Source organism: Paenibacillus sp. J22P218 (genome assembly GCF_056269195.1).
This window is the reverse complement of sequence record NZ_JBWDNL010000002.1, coordinates 39,290-61,361: the sequence shown is the minus strand read 5'-3', so window position 1 is coordinate 61,361 and position 22,072 is coordinate 39,290. Positions and strand designations below refer to the sequence as shown.

Here is a 22,072-nt window from a genome sequence, read left to right as displayed (position 1 = left end):
ACATAACGATGATCATTATAATCGTTAACAAATGGTATAAACCATATTTTCAGCAAAAAAAAAACGACAAACCCGATACAGTGATAACGATTCTCGTTTTCAATATATCAGAAATGATCGTTTTTTTCAATGGAAGAATTGGTCGAGCCTTTTCTCGTTATTCGTTAGCGCATTTGTCCCTCCGTCTCAAGAAGCTGCAGCCACCTGTCTGCCGTATGCTGCCAGGTGAACATCTGCTCTACACGCTCCCGGCTACGCATACCGTATTCTAGGCGAAGCTCATGGTTGCTTAGCAGCAATTGCAGCATCTCGAGCAACTCCGCCTCAACCCGTGCAGGGTCGACCAAAAAGCCCGTGCTGCCATGCTCAATAATTTCCCTCATGCCGCCTACATTGGTTGCCACAACGGGTACTCCGCATGACATTGCCTCGACATTCACGAGTCCAAAAGCTTCACGCTCGACGGACGGGACGACTGCGACATCCGCAAGCAGATTCCAATCCGCCACCTCCGTGTAGGGGACGTAAGGGACGAACCGAACATGCTCGGGGCATAACCGTCCAAGTCTCTCGAGTTCAAGCGCGTACCTCGTCTTGCGGTGAGAGCCGTAGAACGGACTGCCGACGATAACGACCAGCACCTCAGGGTTGCTCAGCGCAAGCTGGGGGACGATTCTGAGCAGATGGTGAACTCCCTTAAGCGGAATGAGCCTGCCCATAAAGAGTACAACGCTTCTGTGAGCGACCCCTTCTCTCTGGCGCAGCGCTTCTCGATGGACCATTCCCTCTGGAGAATACTGGGATAGGAAGCGAGTTGTATCGACTCCGGGATAAATAACTCGCAGCTTGGCTGCTATATCCGGCACTTTAGTTGCGACAACAACCCGCAAATAATCGCTGTTAACGATTATTCGATCTGCGGCACGCAGGCAGTGGCGCAGGTTGCGAGGCGCAATACGCCTTGGACTTATAAACGTGGAGGAATGCAAATATAGCCAGACTCGCTTTCCCGGGTTTGAACGTCTCATTGAGAGCACATATTTAGGACGATTCTCCACATCGATGACATCTGGATTGAATCGTTTAATCGACTTGCCGATGGAACGAAGGTAACGAGTTGTGCTTGTTTTGGAGAAACGCTCGTACACAACGCCATGAAGCTCCCCCTTGCGGGGGAGCCTCTTGGATAGCTTGCCATATATTCGTGGTTCCGCCTGCGGCTGCAGCAGCGGAGCAAACTTCTCTATGACTCGCTCAACGGAGCTGCTCATAGGTGAAGGAATAGAGTAAGATCCGGGTGTAACGATCGCTACTTTCATCGATGCCATTGGTACGTCTGCCTCCTGCTCATACGCATGATGCAGTATTATACGCCTTTGGACGAATCGATGACCTATACAAGTGACCTAGAACAAGAAGTATTCTCTACTGCCTATCGGATTCAAAGCTTTAGCTTCGTTTGGAATAAGCCAGCCTTACGCGCCGCCATATAGATGATGATAACGAGCGGGCCTAAGAAAACGCCGATTACACCAACAAGCTTAAAGCCCACATACAAGCTAATGAGCGCAGACAACGAGCCGATGCCGACCGCATCGCCAAGTATTTTTGGTTCTACTATACGACGGAATACAGTAATGACCAGGAACAGGATGAATAGACCGATCCCCGTATAAAGATCGCCGGTTACCGCCAAGTATGTACCCCAAGGAACGAGAACCGAGCCCGTGCCGAGTATCGGCAAAATATCAACAACAATAATCAAAAGCGCGATTGCAAGCGGGTATTTGATGCCAAGAATAAGCAAGCCAATCAACGATATGACATAAGTCAGGGCACTTAAAATAATTTGCGAGCGTAAAAAGCCGAATATCGACTTGCGCAAATTGCCTAACACGTCATCGACTTGTTGTCTTGACTTCTCCTCGAACAACGACAAGACCGAAGCCTTCATCGTATTGAGGCTGAAGCTGAACATGTATACCGCCACCAAAAAGACGATGAAAAAGATGAACATGCCCGGAATGCTGGACGCAAACGAAATGACGGTGTTGGACAAAGAGCCAACCATGCTCGTCAAATTGTCCGTCAGCCCCTTCAGCCAGCTTTCGACCTGCGATACGGCGTCAGGAGACAAATGCTGATAGATCGAATCTGCTTGATCCATGAGTTCCTGTACGATGCCGTTCGCATCTTCGAAATATTTGGGCACTTTTTTGAAAAAAGCGATAATCTCGGCTACAATCTTAACGCCAAGAAGCGCGATCAGCCCGATCAATCCGACCGAGAAGATGGTACTGGATATCGTAGCCGCAACAAGCCGATTCATCCGGAACTTCGTCATAAACAATTGATTAAGCGGCTCTAGGAAGATCGCTACGATTAACGCGAGCAGAAAAGGAGCGCCTACTGTAAATAACAGATACAGCAGCAATAGACCTACTGCTATAAATACGAGCGTTTTTATGGACATATGTTACCTCCTCTCCGATGTCTGAACTTCTATACGGATAGTATACGAGCGGGTTTCAGCTTTTAGCTTTACGATATCGATCGGAATATATAAAAATTGTCCCTTAATCGAACAAAGCCGTCTTCGTATGAAAGTCTGTATCCTTATAATACATATCCTTGACGAGCAGATTCGGACCACAGCAGCTGGCTGCCGGACAATGGCAATCGACGCTGCGCGCAAGCGAATGATCGAGCCAGCGGTCGAACAAGTCATCCAGCTTGGACGAAGCTATGTTGCCGAAGGCTGGAACGTCGGAGAAGTCCGTTACGAAAACGTCGCCCGTGAATAGATTGACATTCAACCGGTTGCGTCCGTCAGGATCGTTCCTAACCGTAACATTCGGCTCAGAGGCTAGTCTCGCAAGCAGCTTGCGTTCTTCTTGGTTATCGCTGCATTGGTAGAAGGGCAAAGTGCCGAATAGCATCCATATCGATGGATCACGCTTGCTAAGCAGCAGCTCGATCGATTGGCGCATCTGCTCTCTTGTAATGACAGGCAGATCCTTCGCGAACGCGCTTGGATACATCGGATGAACCTCGTGGCGCTTGCAGCCCATTTCAACGATTAGTCTATGAATTTCATCGATCTTATCGAAGGTCCGATAATTTATCATCGACTCCGCGGATACGAGTACGCCCGTCTCGCTTAGACGACGCGCGTTGTCAATCATACGATCGTACAGCTTCGATGCAGCTTCCCTTGATACAGCATGCCCCGCCTTGGCGAAGCCGATCTGGTGAAATTCGTCTGCATTCGTATAGTTGAAGGAAATGTGCATAACGTCCAAATATGGCGCAAGCTGCTCATATCTGCTATAAGGCAAAGTAACATTGGAATTGATTTGGGACCGAATGCCGCGGCTGCGCGCATATTGAAGCAGCGGCACCATATAATCGCGAACCGTACGGTCGGAGAAGGAAGGCTCGCCGCCTGTAATGCTTATGGTCTCGAGATGCTCGACCTCATCGAGCCTCTCCAGCATCTGCTTAAGCGGCAGCTTCTGCGGCTCCGCCATAACAAGCGTATCGCCAACGGCGCAATGCTCGCAGCGCATATTGCATAAATTCGATACCGTCATCTCAACGCTCGTCAATCGATGGCGGCCATGCTGGCGTAAGGAACGGATCGGATCCCACGGATCATTGACCGGGGACAAGGGAGGCAAAACAGCTAACGGGGCGTTCACCTGGCTTATGCTAGTCGTTGTTTGTTGCAATTGAACAGTATTCATCTATATCAGCACCTGACTTAATTGACTGGATTTTATATCTTCATATTAACATATAACAGGATACAAGCTTCGATATGCTTATTATTTCATTGTAATGTCCGATTCCTCAGGAAGCAAGCTTAAGCGTAAACGACTATGAAGATGCCGCAGTCCGCTTGCAGCATTAGGCTCCCAATCCCCTATACTCGATCCTATCAAACATAACAGGCCAGCCAGAGTATTCTGGCTGGCCTGTTATGACGCAAGACGTCTTATCAGACTCCTGCGTTTCTATATGATCTCGGATGCTAGATCCCTGACACAAGCTTGTCCGTCGGGTCATCATTCACATGTGTGATCATAACCGTCAATTGCTTCGACAAATCGATTTCGTACGGAACGGCCAGCTGCTCTCCTGCCTCGTTGTTCAGCACGCGCACAATTGGCCGGTGCGGATAGGACGAGTTAAGATCGACGACGACCCCTGATTCCCCTGACTGCAGCTTAACGGTAATGCCTATCGGATAGATGGCCACCTTGTCTCGGAACAGCTGGAGCATCTTCTGCTCATATAAAGTTCCTGAACCTGCATACAGGCGCTCGATCGCGTGATGCGGCAGCATTGGAGCTCGGTAAATCCGGTTCGTCGTCATCGCGTCATAGGAATCGACGAGTCCAATCCACTTCGCATAATCATGGATTTCATCGCCCTTAATGCCCCGCGGATAACCGCTTCCGTCCAACCGTTCATGATGCTGGAAGGCGCAATGTGCCACAAGAAGCGGCAAGTTAGGCTCATCCTTCAGCAGCTCATAACCTATTCGCGCATGCTGCTTCATGGCCTGGAATTCCTCTTCCGTCAGAGAGCCCGGCTTCTTCAGAACATCGATCGATATTTGCGTCTTTCCAATGTCATGCAGAAGCGCGCCCATGCCAAGCGTCATCAGCTCTTCGCGCGAATATCCGTGCGACATGCCGAGCAGCGTGGTATAGACGCACACATTAAGCGAATGCTGGAATAGATAATGGTCGACCGACCCCATATCCATAAGCATAATCATTGCATCCTGATGCCCGGAGAGATCGTCTATAATCATATTCATCATTTGCTTAAAGGGCTGAGCAATATAGGGGTATGTTACCCCTTTTTTCTTCTTTGGGCGATCCATCATCTCGCGAAAATTCGACTTTATGTCCTTCAAAGCGACACGAATCGTATCTTCACTAATTAATGACGGCAACACAATGTCATCCGTTCTTGCATCGGATATGTATACGTATTGTATCCCGCACTGCGCCAGGCGGGTTATTAGTCTTTGGGTTAGCTCTATATTCTCGCCGAGAAGCACCATGCCCTCTTGTGAAAATATTTTTTTGGCAAGCTTCATCCCCGGCTCGCATTTTGTAATCGGCACCAAACGCATTTTCTCGATCCTTCCCCCAAATGGTCTCCTCAATACTTTCATCGGAAAAAGCCGTTCGTAATGTTAATGTACGGGAAAAACGGGGATTTCGCAACCATTTTCTTCTATATTTTTCGACAGCGACCGATTATAACCGCGTTGACCTCGGATCCGTCGCCACATTATGCCAACGGGTTCTACGGCAATCCGCAATATCTGCGCTGTTTTGCAGTTGATGGGCGATCACGTCGCGAATAAATTCAGGCAAATAATAATCGATAGAGCGCCCGTTCGCAAGCGATTCGTAGCCAGCCTTGAAGGTGAACATATCGATCGTTCCTACACGATAGACTCGCTGATCGTCCAACGGTTCTCCATTCACCAGCACCGATTGCAGCTTCATGTAATCCGGGCAATTGCTGTCATATTCAATTCGCAGGCCGTCAACGGCGATATTCCCAAGCACATGTCCGCGAAAGCCGTAGCCCTTGATCGGCTTCTCGATATACTCGGGGAGCAGCGACTGCTCCAGCGCTTCCCGTATATATTTGCCTTCTATACTGATTCTGCAAGGATTGATTGGTGATGGGCATAAGGCGTGCAGCTCTCCCGCTGTCACTTCACCTTGCGCAAGACCTCCCAGCAGCTGCCCTGTGTTCACGATACCAATGTCGGCATCCGTCCAGCGGCGCAATCCAGAAGCAAGCAAATTACATAACGGAGACTCTCGATTCGTAAATGCAGGCAGCGGTTCGTTAAGCATGGATACGACTTCGCTTAGTCTCTGCCGCCCCGACTCCAGATACGCGCTTATTAGCTCGGCGGCTTCTTGCTGCTCCACGAATGCGGCTGTCGGTATGACGCTTGCGCGAAAAACAGGCCGATGCGACAACTCATCCATACTAATCTCCACTCGGCCGATATACTCGCCGAACTTGCCTGCGGCGCAAATCGTCGTTCCGCAGATTTCGAGAGGCTCCTCCAATAGATGATGCGTGTGCGCCCCTATTATGAGATCAATACCGTCAATGCTCTCCGCCATCTTCTCATCGTACCTAATGCCAAGATGGGACATCACAACGACAACTTGCACCTGCTCCCTTAATAGAGCTGCCTGCTTACGCACAGTCTCTATCGGATCTGCGGCCTCCCAGCCAAGCAAGGAATAAAAATCGGTGTAAGCTGTCGTAACGCCAATAAGTCCAATGGACAGCCCATTCTTCTCGATTATGGCATTCGGCAGCAGCCATTCGGGAAGCTCACCTGTCGCTGTCTGTTTCATATTGGCGCAAATAACAGGAAATGCCGCATGATCGCGATACAAGCTCTCTAGTACTTGTATCGAATACGTAAGTCCCTCGTTATTGCCAAGCGTAACAGCTTCATAACCTGCCAGGTTCAATAAAGCCACGTTAACGAGTCCGTCGCTTCCTTCTGTCTCGACTCGCATCCGATCTATATGATCACCGCAATCTATAACGAGTACGGAATCGCTGCCGTATTTGCGGCGCTCCTCGGCAATGTAACCCGTTATCTTAGCTGCGTTCTCCAGTCGGCTATGTACATCGTTGCTATGCAGAAGCACAACTTGGGTCTGTATGTTGTTATTCAATGTCGATGCACGCCTCCTCATTACTCCGCTTCAGCGCCATGAAGATCTGCCTTATTTTTTGAACATATCATCCTTGCTAAATGTATGCTTGAAGCCGTAACTCGCCTCTTGCTCAGCGTCTGCAGCGCCGCTTGCTTCGCATTCAATACGTATAGCGACGATGCTTTTGACATTCAAGCATTTGCTGCTGCCGTCAGGTACATAGAGACGAATCGGACCGTTCTGCCCGAGGGCCTCGCCATCCTTCTCGAATAAAATGGCTGCTTGGGTAAGTTGATCCCATGGGATCGTCGCCTCGAATGTATCGACAGCTTCAACCTTCAGGATAGAGGGCAGAAAGGGATTTGCTTCACCATCTTCATATAGCGCAAGCCAATTCGAGTACCATGTTAACAGATCGAACGCTTTACCGCTCACCTCAGGCACTCGTTGCCCTATGTCGAAATGTTTCCCGGCGATCTCGGCCATCTGGGCAGCTTCGGTTACCGAATGTCCATAATGGGAATGATATATATTTATTTCACGCATAATCGATTATTATCCTCCAATTTGCGACATACGCCGTTCTGTTGGAACATGCGATTGCGCCCCGTCTGCCAGCTTAGCCGCCATCTCGTGATTTTCCGGCTTAACGTCCATCGCCCGCAGGAGAAGCTCCCGCATCGCTTCAGGATTGCCAAGAGCCGTCTTCACGTTCAATTCATCTACCCAGTACAGGCATGGTTTAATGGAGCCGTCTGCCGTTAGTCTGAGCCGGTTGCAGCTCTTGCAGAAGTGGTCGCTGATTGGATGAATAAGACCGAATGACCCCTTGCCCCCTTCGATTTGCCAATCGTCGGAAGGTCCGTTCCCCTTTATATTATCCTTGCGCTTAATGTCGTAGCCTTCGGATGAAGCAATCTCCAATACGCGAGATAGCGGCAAGTACATCTTTTTCCAATTCTCGTCAGCATGGCCGATTGGCATATATTCAATGAATCTGACATGAAGCGGCTGTTCGAAGGCAAGCTTCAAGAAATCTGAGATTTCGTCTTCATTGATATCCTTGAGCAGCACGCAATTCAGCTTAATGGGGTCGAAGCCCACCGCGCCTGCCGCTTCAATTCCTTCCATAACCCGCTTGAGCTCACCGCGCCTAGCGATAAACTTGAACCTCGTATGATCGAGAGTATCGAGGCTAATGTTGACGCGGTTCAGACCGGCCTTCTTTAGCGCCTCTGCCTGCTTCGCCAAAAAGATGCCGTTCGTTGTCAAAGCTATATCGCGAATGCCGGGAATGTCGGCAAGACGCTTAACTAAGCCGTCAAGGCCAGGACGCACTAATGGTTCTCCGCCCGTAATGCGTAATTTGGATATACCAAGCGAGGCGCCGGCACGGGCAACCTCAACAATATCGTCATAAGAAAGCAGGTTTGAGGATTCCGTAAACTCGACGCCTTCCTCGGGCATGCAATATAAGCAGCGCAAATTACAGCGATCCGTAACGGATATGCGCAAATAATCATGTACGCGTCCAAAGCGGTCTATTAATTCAGGCATATCTCTCCCACTCCTCCAGTAACACACGTCGTAAGCATCCGCTTATCTATCTATGTATCAGCATAACATTTTTTCGTGAATTATGATATTCTATAAACAACTTCAACCTATACTATGAGAGGTTTTGTGACATGACATATACGTGGACCATACAATTATTCGCAGGCTTGCCGGAGCGTTTCGGCGTCTCTTCCATAAAGGTTCAGCATGACGCAGAAGCGGTTACTGCCGCTGAACTGAAGCAGCTGCTTGCCGCTGCATATCCTGAACATGCCAATCTAATTTCGATTTCATTCCTCGCTTGCAACCATTCATATGCGGCAGACCATTCGACCATGCACGCGTCGGACGAGCTTGCCCTTCTCCCTCCTGTATCGGGCGGAGAAGAGCCTGCAAGCATAACAGCAACCAACCAAGAGCTGTACGTCATAACATCCGATCCGATAAGCGAGAGCGATGTGATAGCCAAAGTTATTGTCCCTGCTCATGGCGCCAGCCTGGCTTTTGTCGGCACGACGCGTGAATGGACGCAAGGACAGCGGACGGTTAGGTTAGAGTACGAGGCCTATGCACCGATGGCTGTAACAACAATGAAGCAGATTGGCGATGAGATTGCGCAGCGCTGGCCGGGAGCGCTATGCGCGATCAGTCATCGGATCGGCGTAGTCGGCCTTGCCGAGACAAGTGTCGTTATCGCGGTATCCGCACCTCATAGAGGAGACTGCTATGACGCCAGCCGATATGCGATTGAACGGCTGAAACAAATTGTGCCGATATGGAAAAAAGAAATATGGGAGGACGGCTCCGAGTGGAAAGGCCACCAGCTTGGCCCTTGGAATCCAACCGTGCCTTTAACGGATTATTAGAAGGAGTATATGCCCGCATGAACGATATGAACGCTGCTAGCCGATATGCAAGACAAATACGATATGCGCCAATCGGCGCTTCAGGACAACATTCGATCAACGAGAGCCGTGTTGCCATCGTCGGGATGGGAGCGCTTGGCTGCGTCATCGCCTCCCACCTCGTTCGCTCTGGCGTTGGACATGTGCGTATTATCGATCGTGACATCGTCGAATGGAGCAATCTGCAGCGCCAGATGCTTTATACAGAAAGAGACGTTCAACAGCTTCTACCGAAGGCTGAGGCCGCCGCCGTTCATCTGCGCGAGATCAACAGCTCTATTGTCATTGAACCTATTGTGGCCGATGTCACACCGCTCAATGCAGAGCAACTGCTCTCTAATGTGCAGCTCATTATTGACGGAACCGATAACTTCAGCATTCGCTATTTACTTAATGACATAAGTGTAAAACATAACATTCCATGGATCTATGGAGGTGCTGTAGGCGCTTCCGGCATGACCATGACGATTATGCCTGGCGACTCCCCCTGCTATAGGTGCTTATTTCCAGAGCCGCCTGCACCTGGCATGACGGACACCTGTGAGACTGCTGGCGTTCTATCTCCGATTATCGATATTATCGCCTCCGTTCAAGCAAGCGAAGCAATAAAGCTGTTATCTGGCAACGAACAGGCGCTTCACCGTACCTTATTTCAAGTCGATCTATGGAATCATGCTTGGATGCCTGTAGGCCTAGCTGCCGCTCGGAGAAGCGAATGTCCAACCTGCGGTCAACATCACTATCCTTTCTTAGAGGAGAACGGAGCAGAAACCGCCGCCGCAACGCTATGCGGACGTCATACCGTTCAGATTACGCCCGGCAAACCCGCAGTCTTGGACTTGGAGCAGCTTAAAAACAGGCTCGCTCCTGCAGGCCGTACGACCTATAACCGATACCTCCTGCGAGTAGAGCTGCCAGAAGGACTGACTTTTGTGCTATTTAGCGACGGCAGAGCGCTTGTTCAAGGCACCGATGAGTTGTCGAAGGCAAAGTCGGTTTATGCTGAATTACTAGGAGTTTAGTCTTATTTACAAGTTCCTCATATTGCCATTCTATCGAATCATTGCTACTATTGTAGGTATATTCGTACAAACAATATACTAATCAGAGGTGTCTTAATGAGGGTTCAAGTCATAGATTTGAATGAGGGAGACGTACTAAGCCGGGATACTTTCAACAATTTTGGGCTCCATGTTCTTTCCAAGGGGACGACGCTGCAACGCTATGACATTGCTAGGCTTATTCAGCATCAGATTGATTATGTTGACATTAACGATAAACCAACAACTCAAACTCAAGCCTCTAGAACGATTGAATCTACTACTAGTCCGAAATGGCTGCCCACTGTCGAGCCTATATACAAAACCGCTGTAAGTAAATTCGAAACCCTTTTTTCGAAAGCGCTTAACGACGGAGAAGTAGACCATGATGAAGTTACCGCTACGCTTCAGCCGCTCCTAAGCAACCTGCAACTTGAGCGCGACGTCGTATCGATGCTGTTGCTTCTAAATACGAGCGATGATTATACATATCAACATTCCGTACAAGTCGGCATGTTATCGTACTATCTTGCCACTTGGGTCGGATATGACAATAAAGAATCCCTTCAGATCGGCAAAGCTGGATTTCTCCATGATATCGGCAAATGCCGGATCGATTTAGACATTCTAAACAAGCCTGCCAAGCTCACGAAAGACGAGTTCGACGAAGTAAAGAAACATACGCTATATGGCCATGAAATTATTAGTAAGTCGTTCGACGAGCCTTATCTCGCCGTCAGCGCTCTTCAGCACCATGAGCGTGTCGATGGCAGCGGATATCCGCATGGCTTAAAAGGTGAAGAAATTCATCCCGTTGCAAAAATCATTTCTGTCGTCGATATATATAGCGCGATGATTTCAGAACGAGTGTACCAGCAAAGACGTGATTTGTTCGACGTCCTCAAGGAGCTGTACAACATGAGCTTCGCAGAACTGGACGCTTTCACGACACACATCTTTATCAAGCATATGATTCCGAACTTTATCGGGAAGAAGGTTGAGCTGGTAACCGGAGAGATTGGCGTCATAGTGATGACCCACCCGACCGAGTTCTTCCAGCCTCTTATCCGCATCGACGAGCGCTTCATCGATCTAACCGTCGAACGCGGCTATGAGATTAAACAAGTGTACCTGTAAGCTCATAAATAACAAAGCGCAGCTAGATTGCCATTTGGCATTCGGGCTGCGCTTTGCTTTGTCACATTATACTATGATGCTCATATATTTTGCTGGGACGTCCCCACTCGAACTGGCTAATTCCGATTTCACGGAAACCATACTTCTCATAATATCCGATATGATCCGTCGTTAAGTACACCTTATCATAGCCGAGCTGTCCTGCCGTTTTTCTTCCGTGTTGCAGCAGCAGCGCTCCTAATGCCTGTCCTCGCTCGCTTTCGTCAATGAATAGCGGTCCAATCCAAGGTGACAAATCTTTTCTGACTAGATATTCCTGTTCATTCAATTGATAAAAGCCGATAATCCGCTCGTCCCGGAACATTAAGAAAGCCAACGGTAAACCGTTTGCTGTTGCTAAGCTTTGTTCTATTTGGTTTATCGCGATATCCTTTACGCCGGGCCAAGCTTCAGATATATAATTGATGAACGCGTCTCGATGTTCCGGAGACTCTTTAATAGACTGGATTACGATACCTTCAAGCGAGTTTACATTCATTGCAGTCGAAGCCGCGTAAATTTTCGTTTTCACACCATTAAATATGAATCCGTCAGATAGGTGGGACCAGCCGTGTTTTTCGTAATAGCCTTCCAAATCGGTACAAAGATATAGGTAGTCATGGCCCTTCTTTCTCGTTTCGCGAAGGGCATGCTCCAGCAGTTTGGCCCCCCTATTCTCTCCTCTGTATTCCGGAACGACATACAAACAGGCTAACCATGGAAATAGATCTTGGCGGCTAATTAAATCATTTCTCAACAACGCATAAGTGCCGATGATTGAATCATTCTCCAAAGCAATATAAAATCGCGGCAGCTGGCTATCCGTTGTCATTGAATGAAACATACAGTCGTAATAAAAATGAAAATTTTCATTGCTTCCCCACTGGCTCCAAAATAGGTGGACGGCTTCTTCAAACCGTTCCGCCTTTTCCTTAAGCTCGTATACTTGGAACAAGGTATCACTCCGATTGGTTTTTCTTTCAAGTATACGTTTATGCCCAATGCAATCCAATGGAAAAGTTAATTATAGTTAATTAAAACGAAAATATCGCAAAAAAACCGTCCCCTCGCGAAGAGGGGACGGTTCATGGGTATAGTCTTATTAACCGATAGAGCCTTCCATCTCGAACTTAATGAGACGGTTCATCTCTACCGCGTATTCCATCGGCAGTTCTTTCGTGAATGGCTCGATGAAGCCCATAACGATCATTTGCGTAGCTTCCGCTTCGCTAAGACCGCGGCTCATCAAGTAGAACAATTGATCCTCGGACACCTTCGACACCGTTGCTTCGTGCTCAAGCGTGATGTTGTCGTTGAAGATCTCATTGTAAGGAATCGTATCGGAAGTGGATTCGTTATCAAGGATAAGCGTATCGCACTTGATGTTCGCTTTCGCTCCGTCCGAGTTGCGTCCGAACGATGCAAGACCGCGGTACGTTACTTTACCGCCATGTTTACTGATCGACTTGGAAATAATCGTCGAGCTTGTGTCAGGTGCCAGATGAGTCATCTTAGCGCCTGCATCCTGATGCTGACCTTTGCCTGCAACGGCGATCGACAATACCATGCCTTTCGCGCCGCGGCCGCGCAATACGACTGCCGGGTATTTCATCGTCAGCTTGGAGCCGATGTTGCCGTCTACCCATTCCATCGTTGCGTTCTCGTCCGCTACTGCACGTTTCGTTACAAGGTTGTAGATGTTCGGCGCCCAGTTTTGGATCGTCGTGTAACGAACGCGAGCGTTCTTCTTGCAAAGGATCTCAACAACTGCGCTATGCAGCGAGTTCGTGCTGTACACAGGTGCTGTACATCCTTCTACGTAGTGAACGGAGCTGTCTTCGTCGGCAATAATAAGCGTACGCTCGAATTGACCCATATTTTCGGAGTTAATCCGGAAATACGCTTGAAGAGGAATTTCACACTTCACGCCTTTTGGAACGTAGATAAAGCTGCCGCCCGACCATACCGCACTGTTAAGCGCCGCGAACTTGTTATCGTTCGGAGGAATGATCGTACCGAAATATTCTCTCAACAGCTCAGAATGCTCGCGAAGCGCCGTATCCGTATCCGTGAAGATAACGCCTTGCTTCTCAAGATCCTCTTGCATGCTGTGGTAGACAACCTCGGACTCGTATTGAGCCGATACGCCCGCAAGGAACTTCTGTTCCGCTTCAGGAATACCAAGCTTGTCGAACGTTTCCTTAATTTCCGAAGGAACCTCTTCCCACGTCTTGCCTTGTTTCTCCGACGGCTTAACGTAGTATTGAATGTCTTCGAAGTCCAGATCGTCCATGTTGCCGCCCCATTTAGGCATTGGCATCTTATTGAATTGCTCCAGCGACTTCAAGCGGAATTCAAGCATCCATTCCGGTTCGTTCTTCATCTCCGAAATCGTACGTACGATTTCCGGCGTCAAGCCTTTACCCGATTGGAAAACTGCTTTATGCTCATCACGGAAGCCATACTTATACTCTTCCATTTCCGGCATTGATTTTGCCATCGTATTCACTCTCCTCTTTCATTTCGGGATTTTGTATCCTTAACGCTGCTCGTTCTCGATCCCTTTGCGCAGCGCGTTCCAAGCAAGTGTTGCGCACTTGATCCGTGCCGGGAATTTATTGACACCCGACAACGCCTCAATATCCTCAAGCTCTTCGAACTCGACCTCTTGGCCCTTCATGAGACCGGAGAAACGTTCCGCCATGTTAAGCGCTTCGTCGAACGACTTGCCCTTAACGGCTTCCGTCATCATCGACGCGGAGCTCATGCTGATCGAACAGCCCTCGCCCGTATACTTAGCGTCAACGACTTTACCGTTCTCTACTTGCAACTGCAACGAAATTCGGTCGCCGCAGGTTGGGTTATTTAAGTTGATCGTAACCGCCTCATCGTTCATTGTTCCGCGGTTGCGTGGATTTTTATAATGATCCATTATGACTCTGCGATACAAATCATCCAATTGCATGACCGAAGAACTCCTTTGTTTGGATTAATGCTTCGGCTAAGCGGTCAACATCCTCTTCGGTATTGTATATATAGAAGCTTGCTCTAGCCGTTGCCGAAACATTCAGCCAGCGCATAAGCGGCTGGCAGCAATGATGGCCAGCGCGTACCGCAATCCCTTTGGAATCAAGTACCGTAGCGACATCATGCGGGTGAACATCTTCAAGGTTGAAGGTGACTAGACCGACTCGGTTTGTCTTAGGCCCGTACAGCTCAATGCCTTCCATCCTGGACAGCTTCTCGTAAGCATAAGCAGCAAGATGCTTCTCGTGTTTATCGATATTGTCCATTCCGATTTCATTCAGGAAGTCGATTGCTGCGCCAAGTCCGACTGCGCCGGCAATAATCGGTGTGCCGCCCTCGAAGCGGTAAGGAATATCCTTCCACGTCGATTCGTACAGATCTACGAAGTCAATCATCTCGCCGCCGTACTCGATCGGCTCCATACTTTCAAGCAGCTTCTTCTTGCCGTACAGAGCGCCGATGCCCGTAGGTCCGCACATCTTGTGGCCGGAGAACGCATAGAAATCAACGTCCAAATCCTGTACGTCCACTTTCTTATGCGGCGTGCTTTGCGCGCCGTCAACGACCATGATCGCGCCGTTGCGATGCGCAATCTGAGCCAGTTCCTTAATCGGATTCACTACGCCAAGCACGTTCGACACATACGTGACGGATACGACTTTTGTGTTAGGCGTAATCGTCTTCTCGGCATCCTCTAGCGAGATCGTGCCGTCAGGCTGAAGCGGAATATACTTGAGCGTCGCGCCTGTAGCTTTCGCTGCTTGCTGCCACGGAATCAAGTTGCTGTGATGCTCCATTGGCGTAATGACGATTTCGTCGCCTTCGCCGCAGACGGAACGGGCATAGCTTGAAGCAACCAAATTAAGTGCCGTCGTCGTGCCCCGTGTGAAAATAATTTGTTCCGCGGCGCCGGCATTAAGCAATGCCGCCACCTTCTCGCGCGCTCCCTCATAAGCGTCGGTTGCTCTCGAACCGAGCGTATGCACGCCGCGATGAACGTTCGCGTTATCCAGCTCGTAATATCGTTTAACCGCATCAATGACGGAACGCGGCTTCTGGGAAGACGCCGCGCTATCCAGGTAAACGAGCGGATGCCCGTTTACCTCTTGATGCAATATCGGGAACTGCTCCCGAATCGCATTTATATTCATCCCTCTAGCTTCCTTTCGAGCAAACGCTGAAGCTGCTCGCGTACCGCCTCGACCGGAATTTCCGATACGACCGGAGCCAAGAAACCGTAAATAATTAATCGTTCAGCGTCCTGCTTAGATATACCGCGAGACATCAGATAATAGACCATCTCTGGGTTAACTTGCCCTACGCTTGCTGCGTGACCAGCTGTAACATCGTCTTCATCGATGAGCAGAATCGGATTCGCGTCGCCGCGCGCTTTCGGGCTCAACATGAGAACTTTCTCGGTTTGAACGCCGTTTGCTTTCGTTGCGCCGTGCTCAATCTTCGTAATGCCGTTGATGATCGCCGATGCGGAATCTTTCATAACGGCGCGCGTTACCATGTCGCTGTCCGAGCTTTTGCCGAAATGAACGGCTTGTGTCGTCAAGCTCATTTGTTGAGCGCCAGTTCCTACGCTGATCACTTTCGCGTCGGATGTCGAGCCTTTGCCTTTCAGCACCGACTTCGTATCCGATACGGTGTTGCCGTCGTTCAGGTCGCCGATAATCCATTCCATCCGGCCGTCATTTTCGATTACGGCACGGCGGATAGACATATCCACGCCCGTCTCGCCCATATGATGAATGGAGCCGAAACGAACATGCGCCCCTGCTTTAACGAATACTTCGACAACCGAAGGATGCATGAATGGCGCGGATGCCGCACCTGGTTCAGATACTACGGAATCAACATAAGTTACGCGGCTATGCGTGTCTGCAACGATCAGAATATGCGGTGCAAATGTTGCAGCTGCATTGTCGTTGAACAGAATCGCTTGCAGAGGAATTTCCACCTCTACATTCTTAGGCACGTATACGAATACGCCGCCGTTCCATAGTGCCGCATGCAATGCGGTCAATTTGTCTTCGTTCTTCGCTACTGCTTGGAACAGATATTGTTGAACGAGCTCGCCATGCTCTTTGCATGCCGTCTCGAGATCTGTGAAAATAACGCCTTTGCTAGCAAGCTCTTGCGAGAATTGCTTCCATACGACACCGGAATTGCGTTGTACGAGCAAGTTCTCCGTGCCTTCTGCAATCAACTCGCGTACGACTGTCGGCAATTCGCCGATCGAAGCCGCCGGCGATGGCTGCTCATAGTTGCCTACCGCTGTCAGGTTCCAGCGCTCAATGCGCACCTTCTCTGGTTTCGGCCAGCCAAGTGTCCCAGCCAATTCAGCCGCTTCGCCGCGCAATGCCACGAGCCAATTCGGCTCGCCTTTGCTGCTTGCCAGCGCTTCAGCAGACTGACGAGTGGCTCCCGTAGATAGTTCTGTACTCATCCGTTTTGCCCCCTTCTCCGCTTAAGCCTGGCCTACAGTTTCGTCAACGATGCCAAGTTCTTCTTTAACCCAATCATAACCTTCGTTCTCCAAACGCTCAGCAAGCTCAGGACCGCCGGATTTAACGATGCGGCCTTGCATCATAACGTGAACGAAATCAGGTTTGATGTAGTTAAGCAGGCGCTGATAGTGAGTGATGATCAAGAAGCCGCGATCTTCGGAACGCATTGCGTTCACGCCGTTCGAAACGATGCGAAGAGCATCGATATCAAGACCGGAGTCAATTTCGTCAAGTACGACGATCTTCGGATCAAGCAGCATCATTTGCAAAATTTCGTTACGTTTTTTCTCGCCGCCGGAGAAACCTTCGTTCAAGTAACGGTGAGCGAACTCGGGATTCATTTCGAGTTCTTTCATTTTGCCTTCCATTTTGCGAATGAACTTAATGAGCGAAATTTCGTTTCCTTCGCCAAGACGTGCGTTAAGCGCGCTGCGCAAGAAATCGGAGTTCGTAACGCCTGGAATTTCGCTAGGGTATTGCATAGCGAGGAACAAGCCGGCAAGAGCGCGCTCGTCAACGCCCATTTCAAGCAGATCTTCGCCGTCAAGCGTAGCGGAGCCGCCGGTTACTTCATATTTAGGATGTCCCATAAGAGCGGACGCCAATGTACTTTTACCTGTTCCGTTAGGACCCATGATTGCGTGGATTTCTCCACCTTTGATCTCAAGGTTAATGCCTTTCAAAATTTCTTTTCCTTCGATCTCAGCTTTCAAGCCGTCGATGACAAAATGCGTTGCCATAATATCTTTACCCCTCCAAGGTTGGTTTATTTGAAAATATAGGAAAGCATAAGTTTCACTCTTAAACTTACTCCTACATTTCACCGCGAAACGAAAGCCTATGCCGCTAAAGGACGGCAACAGCCGGTTACATTTGTGTAGTCACTTCCGTAAACAGACAAGCCTGTCTATTATAGAGTGATTCTCACTGATTCTCAATAATTATTTTAATATAATTTTAGTTATAAATCAACGTAAGTTAGCTTTCGGGCGTGACTTCGCATATTTTTTTGTCGAACCTATGCCAGAGCGGCCCTTATTTGATCCAATTCCGACCGGAACTTGTCATCGTCTACTACCGGTTTCATCGAAGCAGGACGGAGCTCGGCGTTCCCCTCCAGTTTTACCCAAGATTTGCACCCATTATAAGCAGGCTGCATCGGAAGTTTAATCGGCTCATCCAGCTTGTAGACGCGCATAATCAGAAGATGCAGCGGTTTCGTCTTCTTCCACTTCAGCCGTTCTTCGGCAAAGCCGTCCGTCCATATGTGAAAATCACGCAGCTTATTCAACGTTTCTTGATCCGTTATCTCAATATCCTCGGCAACTTCCGCGTAAGCTTCAAGGGTAATCGTCTCCATCTCTGGAGTCCAGTCCTTCAAGGTCTCGTCCAATTGCTCTTCGTACCCTGGCTTCAGCAAATGCTTCTTCTGATGCTCGTATGCGGGCATTAAGTAGAAGCTTGGGCTGATCAACTGAAAGTCGCGCGTTTCTTCAACGATTCCGCCTTTGCGCATCACGATGATTTGCTCTCCCTCGGCCAATGCCTTCACCGATACGGCCCATTCCTTGAGGGCGACCGGCTGCAGCTCATTGCTCTCTGTCATTATCCATCATCCACCTGTCTGCTCTAGATTTGACACTATTATATCAAAGGTAGGTATTCCATGGCGAAATAATATCCTATATACTATGTGGAGATGATTACTTGGCATTTATGCTTGAGCTTATAAACCTATATTCGGAGGTGGACAGCCATGTCTGCATATCACCCTTTAAATGAACAAGAAGCGATTCAGATATCCCGTTCGATTGAAGGCTTTTTTCCACAGGAAGCAGAACTTAGCTGCCGCGAGATTGGCGACGGCAACTTGAATCTTGTCTTTCACATTACCGATAGCGTCAGCGGCAAAAGCCTCATTATGAAGCAAGCGCTGCCGTATGCCAAGGTCGTAGGCGAATCATGGCCGCTCACGCTGGACAGAGCGCGCATCGAGAGCGAGAAGCTTATCCTTGAGGCGAAGCTTGCTCCAAGACTCGTGCCGACCGTGTATAAATACGATTCCGATCTCGCTCTTACAATCATGGAAGATCTAAGCGATCATGTTATTATGCGTCAAGGCTTAATAAACGGTACGCGATATCCGAAGTTCGCAGACGATATTTCGACGTTCATGGCTCGTACCTTATTTTTCACATCGGATCTCGGTATGAACCAACAAGATAAGAAAAATCAGGTGAAGTCGTTTATTAATCCGGATTTGTGCAAAATAACGGAAGATCTCATATTCGACGATCCTTACACCGTATCGTCCAACAACAGCTTCGATCCTGCAATTGCCGACGCCGCGGAAGCGCTCACCCAGGATAGCGAGCTTCATTTGGAAGTCGCGATCCTGCGCGACAAGTTCCTAACGAACGCTCAAGCGCTGCTGCATGGCGATCTGCATACAGGCAGTATATTCGTAACTCCCGAATCAACGAAGGTCATCGATCCGGAATTCGCTTATTATGGTCCAGTCGGCTTCGATGTCGGCGCTGTCATCGCGAATCTGCTGCTCAACTATGCCGGACAAGAGCATTGGTTATCCGATGAAGCTGAACGTGCGGACTACCGCCAATATTTAATTACCTCCATCGTCGATATTTGGAATCAGTTCGAGTCGAAGTTCCGTGCCTTGTGGAATGTGAATGGCGTCGACAGACTTGCTAATTCCGCAGCAGGCTATCAAGATTATTATATGAACCGTCTCCTTCAGGACGCCGTCGGATTCGCTGGCTGCAAGATGGTTCGCCGTATCGTAGGTCTTGCGCATGTAGCCGATATTGATCGTATACCGAATGATGCTACACGCGAGAAAGCGCAGCGCCTTGCGCTGGCAATCGGCACAACGCTAATTCGCGGCAACCGTCAGACGCAATCGATCGAACAAGCTATCGATGCCGCGCTAACTGCCGCAAACAAATGAAAGAAGCAGAGAGGAATTAACAGCATGACTACAAATACAGCTTTGCAATCCGTTATATGGACAGAGGATCGGCTTGATTTGCTCGATCAACGTCTGTTGCCTGAAGAAATCGTGTATCTGCCGCTTACAACATCCGAGGACGTATGGGAAGCGATCCGTCACCTTAAAGTACGCGGTGCGCCGGCTATCGGCATTAGCGCTGCTTACGGGGTAGTGCTCGGCAGCCGTGATGCGGACTCCGTTCAGACCTGGCTCGCTGCCGTTAATAAGGAAGCTGAATACCTTGCAACTTCCCGTCCGACAGCAGTCAATCTATTCTGGGCGCTTGATCGCATGAAAGCTGCTGCGGCAGCATTCGCCGGTCAAGAGCTTTCGCTTGCTGCATGCAAGGAAGCGCTGTTGACAGAAGCCATCGCGATTCAGAGTGAAGACGAGGAGACGAACCGACTGATCGGCGAGCACGCTCTCTCTTTGTTCAAGAACGACATGGGCGTACTGACGCACTGCAACGCGGGCGGACTTGCAACTGCCAAATACGGCACGGCGCTTGCTCCATTCTATTTAGCTCTTGAGAAAGGCATTACGCTTCGCGTGTTCGCCGACGAGACTCGCCCCGTTCTGCAGGGCGCCCGCCTTACCGCGTTCGAGCTTCAGCAAGCAGGAGTTGATGTGACGCTTATCTGCGATAATATGGCCGGCATGATCATGGCCAAGGGCTGGGTCGACGCCGTCATCGTCGGTACAGACCGCGTAGCTGCCAACGGCGACGTAGCCAACAAAATCGGCACATACAGCGTCGCTGTACTGGCGAAGGCGCATGGCATTCCGTTCTATGTCGCTTGCCCGTTGTCGACGATTGATCTGAACACGCCTACGGGCGCTGAGATTCCAATCGAAGAGCGCAACGCCGAGGAAATTACAGAAGGCTTCGGTAAACGCACGGCTCCGAAAGGGGTCAAAGTTTACAATCCAGCCTTCGACGTTACGCCTAATGAATATGTAACTGCGATTATTACCGAGAAGGGTATCATTCAGGCTCCGTACGGTGACAATCTGCGCAAACTGTTCGAATAAGCGTGAGAACAGACAACCCCGGTTCGCTTCTCCCTTCGATGGGTACGGGCGTGCCGGGGTTTTCTTCATCAATAAGGCCAAATAAGTTTAATTACAGCATAAGACGGAGTGCATCCGATCCTTTCATACCGGCAACGATCCCGAGCTTCTCGGCCGTAAACGTTACAGATTCGAGCGGCGCTTCCATAAGCTCTTCCAATGTTCGAACGCCGACAGCGCGGCCTGCAATGATTTCTCGGGTTTTCAATCGTTCGTTCAATAGCGCGACATCAAGCGCGCCGCACATGATATATCCTTTATCCGTCGTTATTGCGAGCAGGTTTGTTTTGGGCAAATTAACTTCAACGCCAAGCACGGTTTCGCCATTTTCGAGCGTAAATGGAATCATTCGCATCATACTGGATCCACCCCCTTCATCCACGTCATTAGAGGCATAAGTCTGCATCCACATTATATGCATATTGCAGGCGAGAGCCACCCGATAAATGCTCATTTTATGACTACATGAACGATCGATTTGGTGGTATATTAGAGATATCATTTTCGTACGGAGGGTTTATGAAAAAACCACTTACATCCGCTGATAAATCATCCTTCATTTTCCAAATTGAAGTGCTTGTTGAGGGAACGACGAACGGCGAAGCGCTCGAACAGCTGTTGCGTCAACTCAATAATGGGGGGTTCCTCGATTATAAGGTCCAATCCGGCATTCAGCTTGGACAACTGCTCGAGGAGCGCAAAGCAGCTTCGACAACGCAGCAGTCGATACCGATTCAGCTCCCACTCCAGGAGAAGCCGAAGAGCATGCCTCCGATAACTAATTCTGAAAGCGTTAATTACGGGCTTGAGCGTATTAAACAAATCATTAAGAGCAACTCCCTCATCCGACTCGTTGTCAACAAAGGACTTGGCATCACGCTTAACATTCCTTGCCGAATACTCAACATGAACGAGAGCGAGAACTTAATTACGGTCTACCATGTCGATGAGAAGCAAGTCTATACGTTCCGTTTGAATGAGATTGAAGATTATAAGGAGCAAGCTTAATTGTCGTAAAGAAAAAAAGCAAAACCCCGTACAAAGCGCG

21 protein-coding genes are annotated in these 22,072 nt (G+C 49.3%); 6 read left to right on the top strand and 15 right to left on the bottom strand.

Features of this window, described 5'->3' with window-relative positions:
- Window positions 1-164: 164 nt before the first annotated feature.
- The 7 genes from AC0YN0_RS09035 to moaA all read right to left on the bottom strand — a co-directional run bounded on the left by AC0YN0_RS09035 (window position 165) and on the right by moaA (window position 8,279).
- Entirely contained in the window at window positions 165-1,328 is a 1,164-nt protein-coding gene (locus AC0YN0_RS09035) for a glycosyltransferase family 4 protein (protein ID WP_475820974.1), read from the bottom strand.
- A gap of 113 nt (window positions 1,329-1,441) precedes the next feature.
- Window positions 1,442-2,473 (bottom strand): sporulation integral membrane protein YtvI, encoded by a 1,032-nt coding sequence (ytvI, locus tag AC0YN0_RS09030; protein WP_475820973.1) that lies wholly within the window; start codon window positions 2,471-2,473, stop codon window positions 1,442-1,444.
- Between the two features lie 103 nt (window positions 2,474-2,576).
- Entirely contained in the window at window positions 2,577-3,746 is a 1,170-nt protein-coding gene (gene yfkAB / locus AC0YN0_RS09025; protein WP_475820972.1) for a radical SAM/CxCxxxxC motif protein YfkAB, read from the bottom strand.
- 287 nt (window positions 3,747-4,033) lie between these two features.
- Window positions 4,034-5,149 (bottom strand): HD-GYP domain-containing protein, encoded by a 1,116-nt coding sequence (locus AC0YN0_RS09020; RefSeq protein ID WP_442050639.1) that lies wholly within the window; start codon window positions 5,147-5,149, stop codon window positions 4,034-4,036.
- Between the two features lie 127 nt (window positions 5,150-5,276).
- Window positions 5,277-6,740: a bifunctional metallophosphatase/5'-nucleotidase gene (locus AC0YN0_RS09015; protein WP_475820971.1), complete on the bottom strand. Its 1,464-nt coding sequence runs from the start codon at window positions 6,738-6,740 to the stop codon at window positions 5,277-5,279.
- A gap of 51 nt (window positions 6,741-6,791) precedes the next feature.
- On the bottom strand, window positions 6,792-7,268 hold the full coding sequence (locus tag AC0YN0_RS09010; protein WP_475820970.1) for a hypothetical protein: 477 nt from the start codon (window positions 7,266-7,268) through the stop codon (window positions 6,792-6,794).
- Window positions 7,269-7,277: 9 nt separating this feature from the next.
- On the bottom strand, window positions 7,278-8,279 hold the full coding sequence (gene moaA, locus AC0YN0_RS09005) for a GTP 3',8-cyclase MoaA (RefSeq protein ID WP_475820969.1): 1,002 nt from the start codon (window positions 8,277-8,279) through the stop codon (window positions 7,278-7,280).
- 131 nt (window positions 8,280-8,410) lie between these two features.
- Here moaA and AC0YN0_RS09000 point away from each other — a divergent pair, with 131 nt between their 5' ends.
- The 3 genes from AC0YN0_RS09000 (at window position 8,411) to AC0YN0_RS08990 (ending at window position 11,361) form a co-directional block, all read left to right on the top strand.
- Window positions 8,411-9,145, top strand: coding sequence for a molybdenum cofactor biosynthesis protein (locus AC0YN0_RS09000; RefSeq protein WP_475820968.1), 735 nt, complete (start codon window positions 8,411-8,413; stop codon window positions 9,143-9,145).
- 17 nt (window positions 9,146-9,162) lie between these two features.
- Window positions 9,163-10,206 (top strand): ThiF family adenylyltransferase, encoded by a 1,044-nt coding sequence (locus AC0YN0_RS08995; RefSeq protein ID WP_475820967.1) that lies wholly within the window; start codon window positions 9,163-9,165, stop codon window positions 10,204-10,206.
- 96 nt (window positions 10,207-10,302) lie between these two features.
- Complete coding sequence (locus tag AC0YN0_RS08990; RefSeq protein ID WP_475820966.1) at window positions 10,303-11,361, top strand: HD-GYP domain-containing protein; 1,059 nt, start codon at window positions 10,303-10,305, stop codon at window positions 11,359-11,361.
- A gap of 61 nt (window positions 11,362-11,422) precedes the next feature.
- On the opposite strand, the gene AC0YN0_RS08985 is transcribed toward AC0YN0_RS08990, so the two are convergent.
- From AC0YN0_RS08985 to AC0YN0_RS08955, 7 genes are all read right to left on the bottom strand, one after another.
- Window positions 11,423-12,355 carry a GNAT family N-acetyltransferase gene (locus tag AC0YN0_RS08985; RefSeq protein WP_475820965.1) on the bottom strand — a complete coding sequence of 311 codons (933 nt, stop codon included), beginning with the start codon at window positions 12,353-12,355 and terminating at the stop codon, window positions 11,423-11,425.
- A 147-nt stretch (window positions 12,356-12,502) separates the two neighbouring features.
- Window positions 12,503-13,900 carry a Fe-S cluster assembly protein SufB gene (sufB, locus tag AC0YN0_RS08980; protein ID WP_442050632.1) on the bottom strand — a complete coding sequence of 466 codons (1,398 nt, stop codon included), beginning with the start codon at window positions 13,898-13,900 and terminating at the stop codon, window positions 12,503-12,505.
- A 39-nt stretch (window positions 13,901-13,939) separates the two neighbouring features.
- Window positions 13,940-14,365, bottom strand: coding sequence for a Fe-S cluster assembly sulfur transfer protein SufU (gene sufU, locus AC0YN0_RS08975; protein ID WP_475820964.1), 426 nt, complete (start codon window positions 14,363-14,365; stop codon window positions 13,940-13,942).
- Entirely contained in the window at window positions 14,352-15,578 is a 1,227-nt protein-coding gene (locus AC0YN0_RS08970; protein ID WP_475820963.1) for a cysteine desulfurase, read from the bottom strand. Before AC0YN0_RS08970 ends, sufU begins: the two co-directional genes overlap by 14 nt.
- The gene (gene sufD, locus AC0YN0_RS08965) at window positions 15,575-16,882 is read right to left on the bottom strand and encodes a Fe-S cluster assembly protein SufD (RefSeq protein ID WP_475820962.1); all 1,308 of its coding nucleotides are present in this window, start codon (window positions 16,880-16,882) and stop codon (window positions 15,575-15,577) included. Before sufD ends, AC0YN0_RS08970 begins: the two co-directional genes overlap by 4 nt.
- 21 nt (window positions 16,883-16,903) lie before the next feature.
- The gene (gene sufC, locus AC0YN0_RS08960; RefSeq protein ID WP_307205760.1) at window positions 16,904-17,683 is read right to left on the bottom strand and encodes a Fe-S cluster assembly ATPase SufC; all 780 of its coding nucleotides are present in this window, start codon (window positions 17,681-17,683) and stop codon (window positions 16,904-16,906) included.
- A 278-nt stretch (window positions 17,684-17,961) separates the two neighbouring features.
- A complete protein-coding gene (locus AC0YN0_RS08955) occupies window positions 17,962-18,549 on the bottom strand; it encodes a DUF1802 family protein (RefSeq protein WP_475820961.1) in 588 nt (195 codons plus the stop codon).
- A gap of 150 nt (window positions 18,550-18,699) precedes the next feature.
- On the opposite strand from AC0YN0_RS08955, the gene mtnK reads away from it, so the two are divergent.
- Complete coding sequence (gene mtnK, locus AC0YN0_RS08950; RefSeq protein WP_475820960.1) at window positions 18,700-19,911, top strand: S-methyl-5-thioribose kinase; 1,212 nt, start codon at window positions 18,700-18,702, stop codon at window positions 19,909-19,911.
- 24 nt (window positions 19,912-19,935) lie between these two features.
- The gene (gene mtnA, locus AC0YN0_RS08945; protein WP_475820959.1) at window positions 19,936-20,985 is read left to right on the top strand and encodes an S-methyl-5-thioribose-1-phosphate isomerase; all 1,050 of its coding nucleotides are present in this window, start codon (window positions 19,936-19,938) and stop codon (window positions 20,983-20,985) included.
- A 91-nt stretch (window positions 20,986-21,076) separates the two neighbouring features.
- Here the strand turns inward: mtnA and AC0YN0_RS08940 are convergent, their stop codons facing one another.
- Window positions 21,077-21,382: a YunC family protein gene (locus AC0YN0_RS08940; protein ID WP_337098967.1), complete on the bottom strand. Its 306-nt coding sequence runs from the start codon at window positions 21,380-21,382 to the stop codon at window positions 21,077-21,079.
- Window positions 21,383-21,543: 161 nt separating this feature from the next.
- Between AC0YN0_RS08940 and AC0YN0_RS08935 the strand changes: the two genes are divergently transcribed.
- Complete coding sequence (locus AC0YN0_RS08935; protein ID WP_475820958.1) at window positions 21,544-22,032, top strand: hypothetical protein; 489 nt, start codon at window positions 21,544-21,546, stop codon at window positions 22,030-22,032.
- Window positions 22,033-22,072 lie beyond the last annotated feature (40 nt).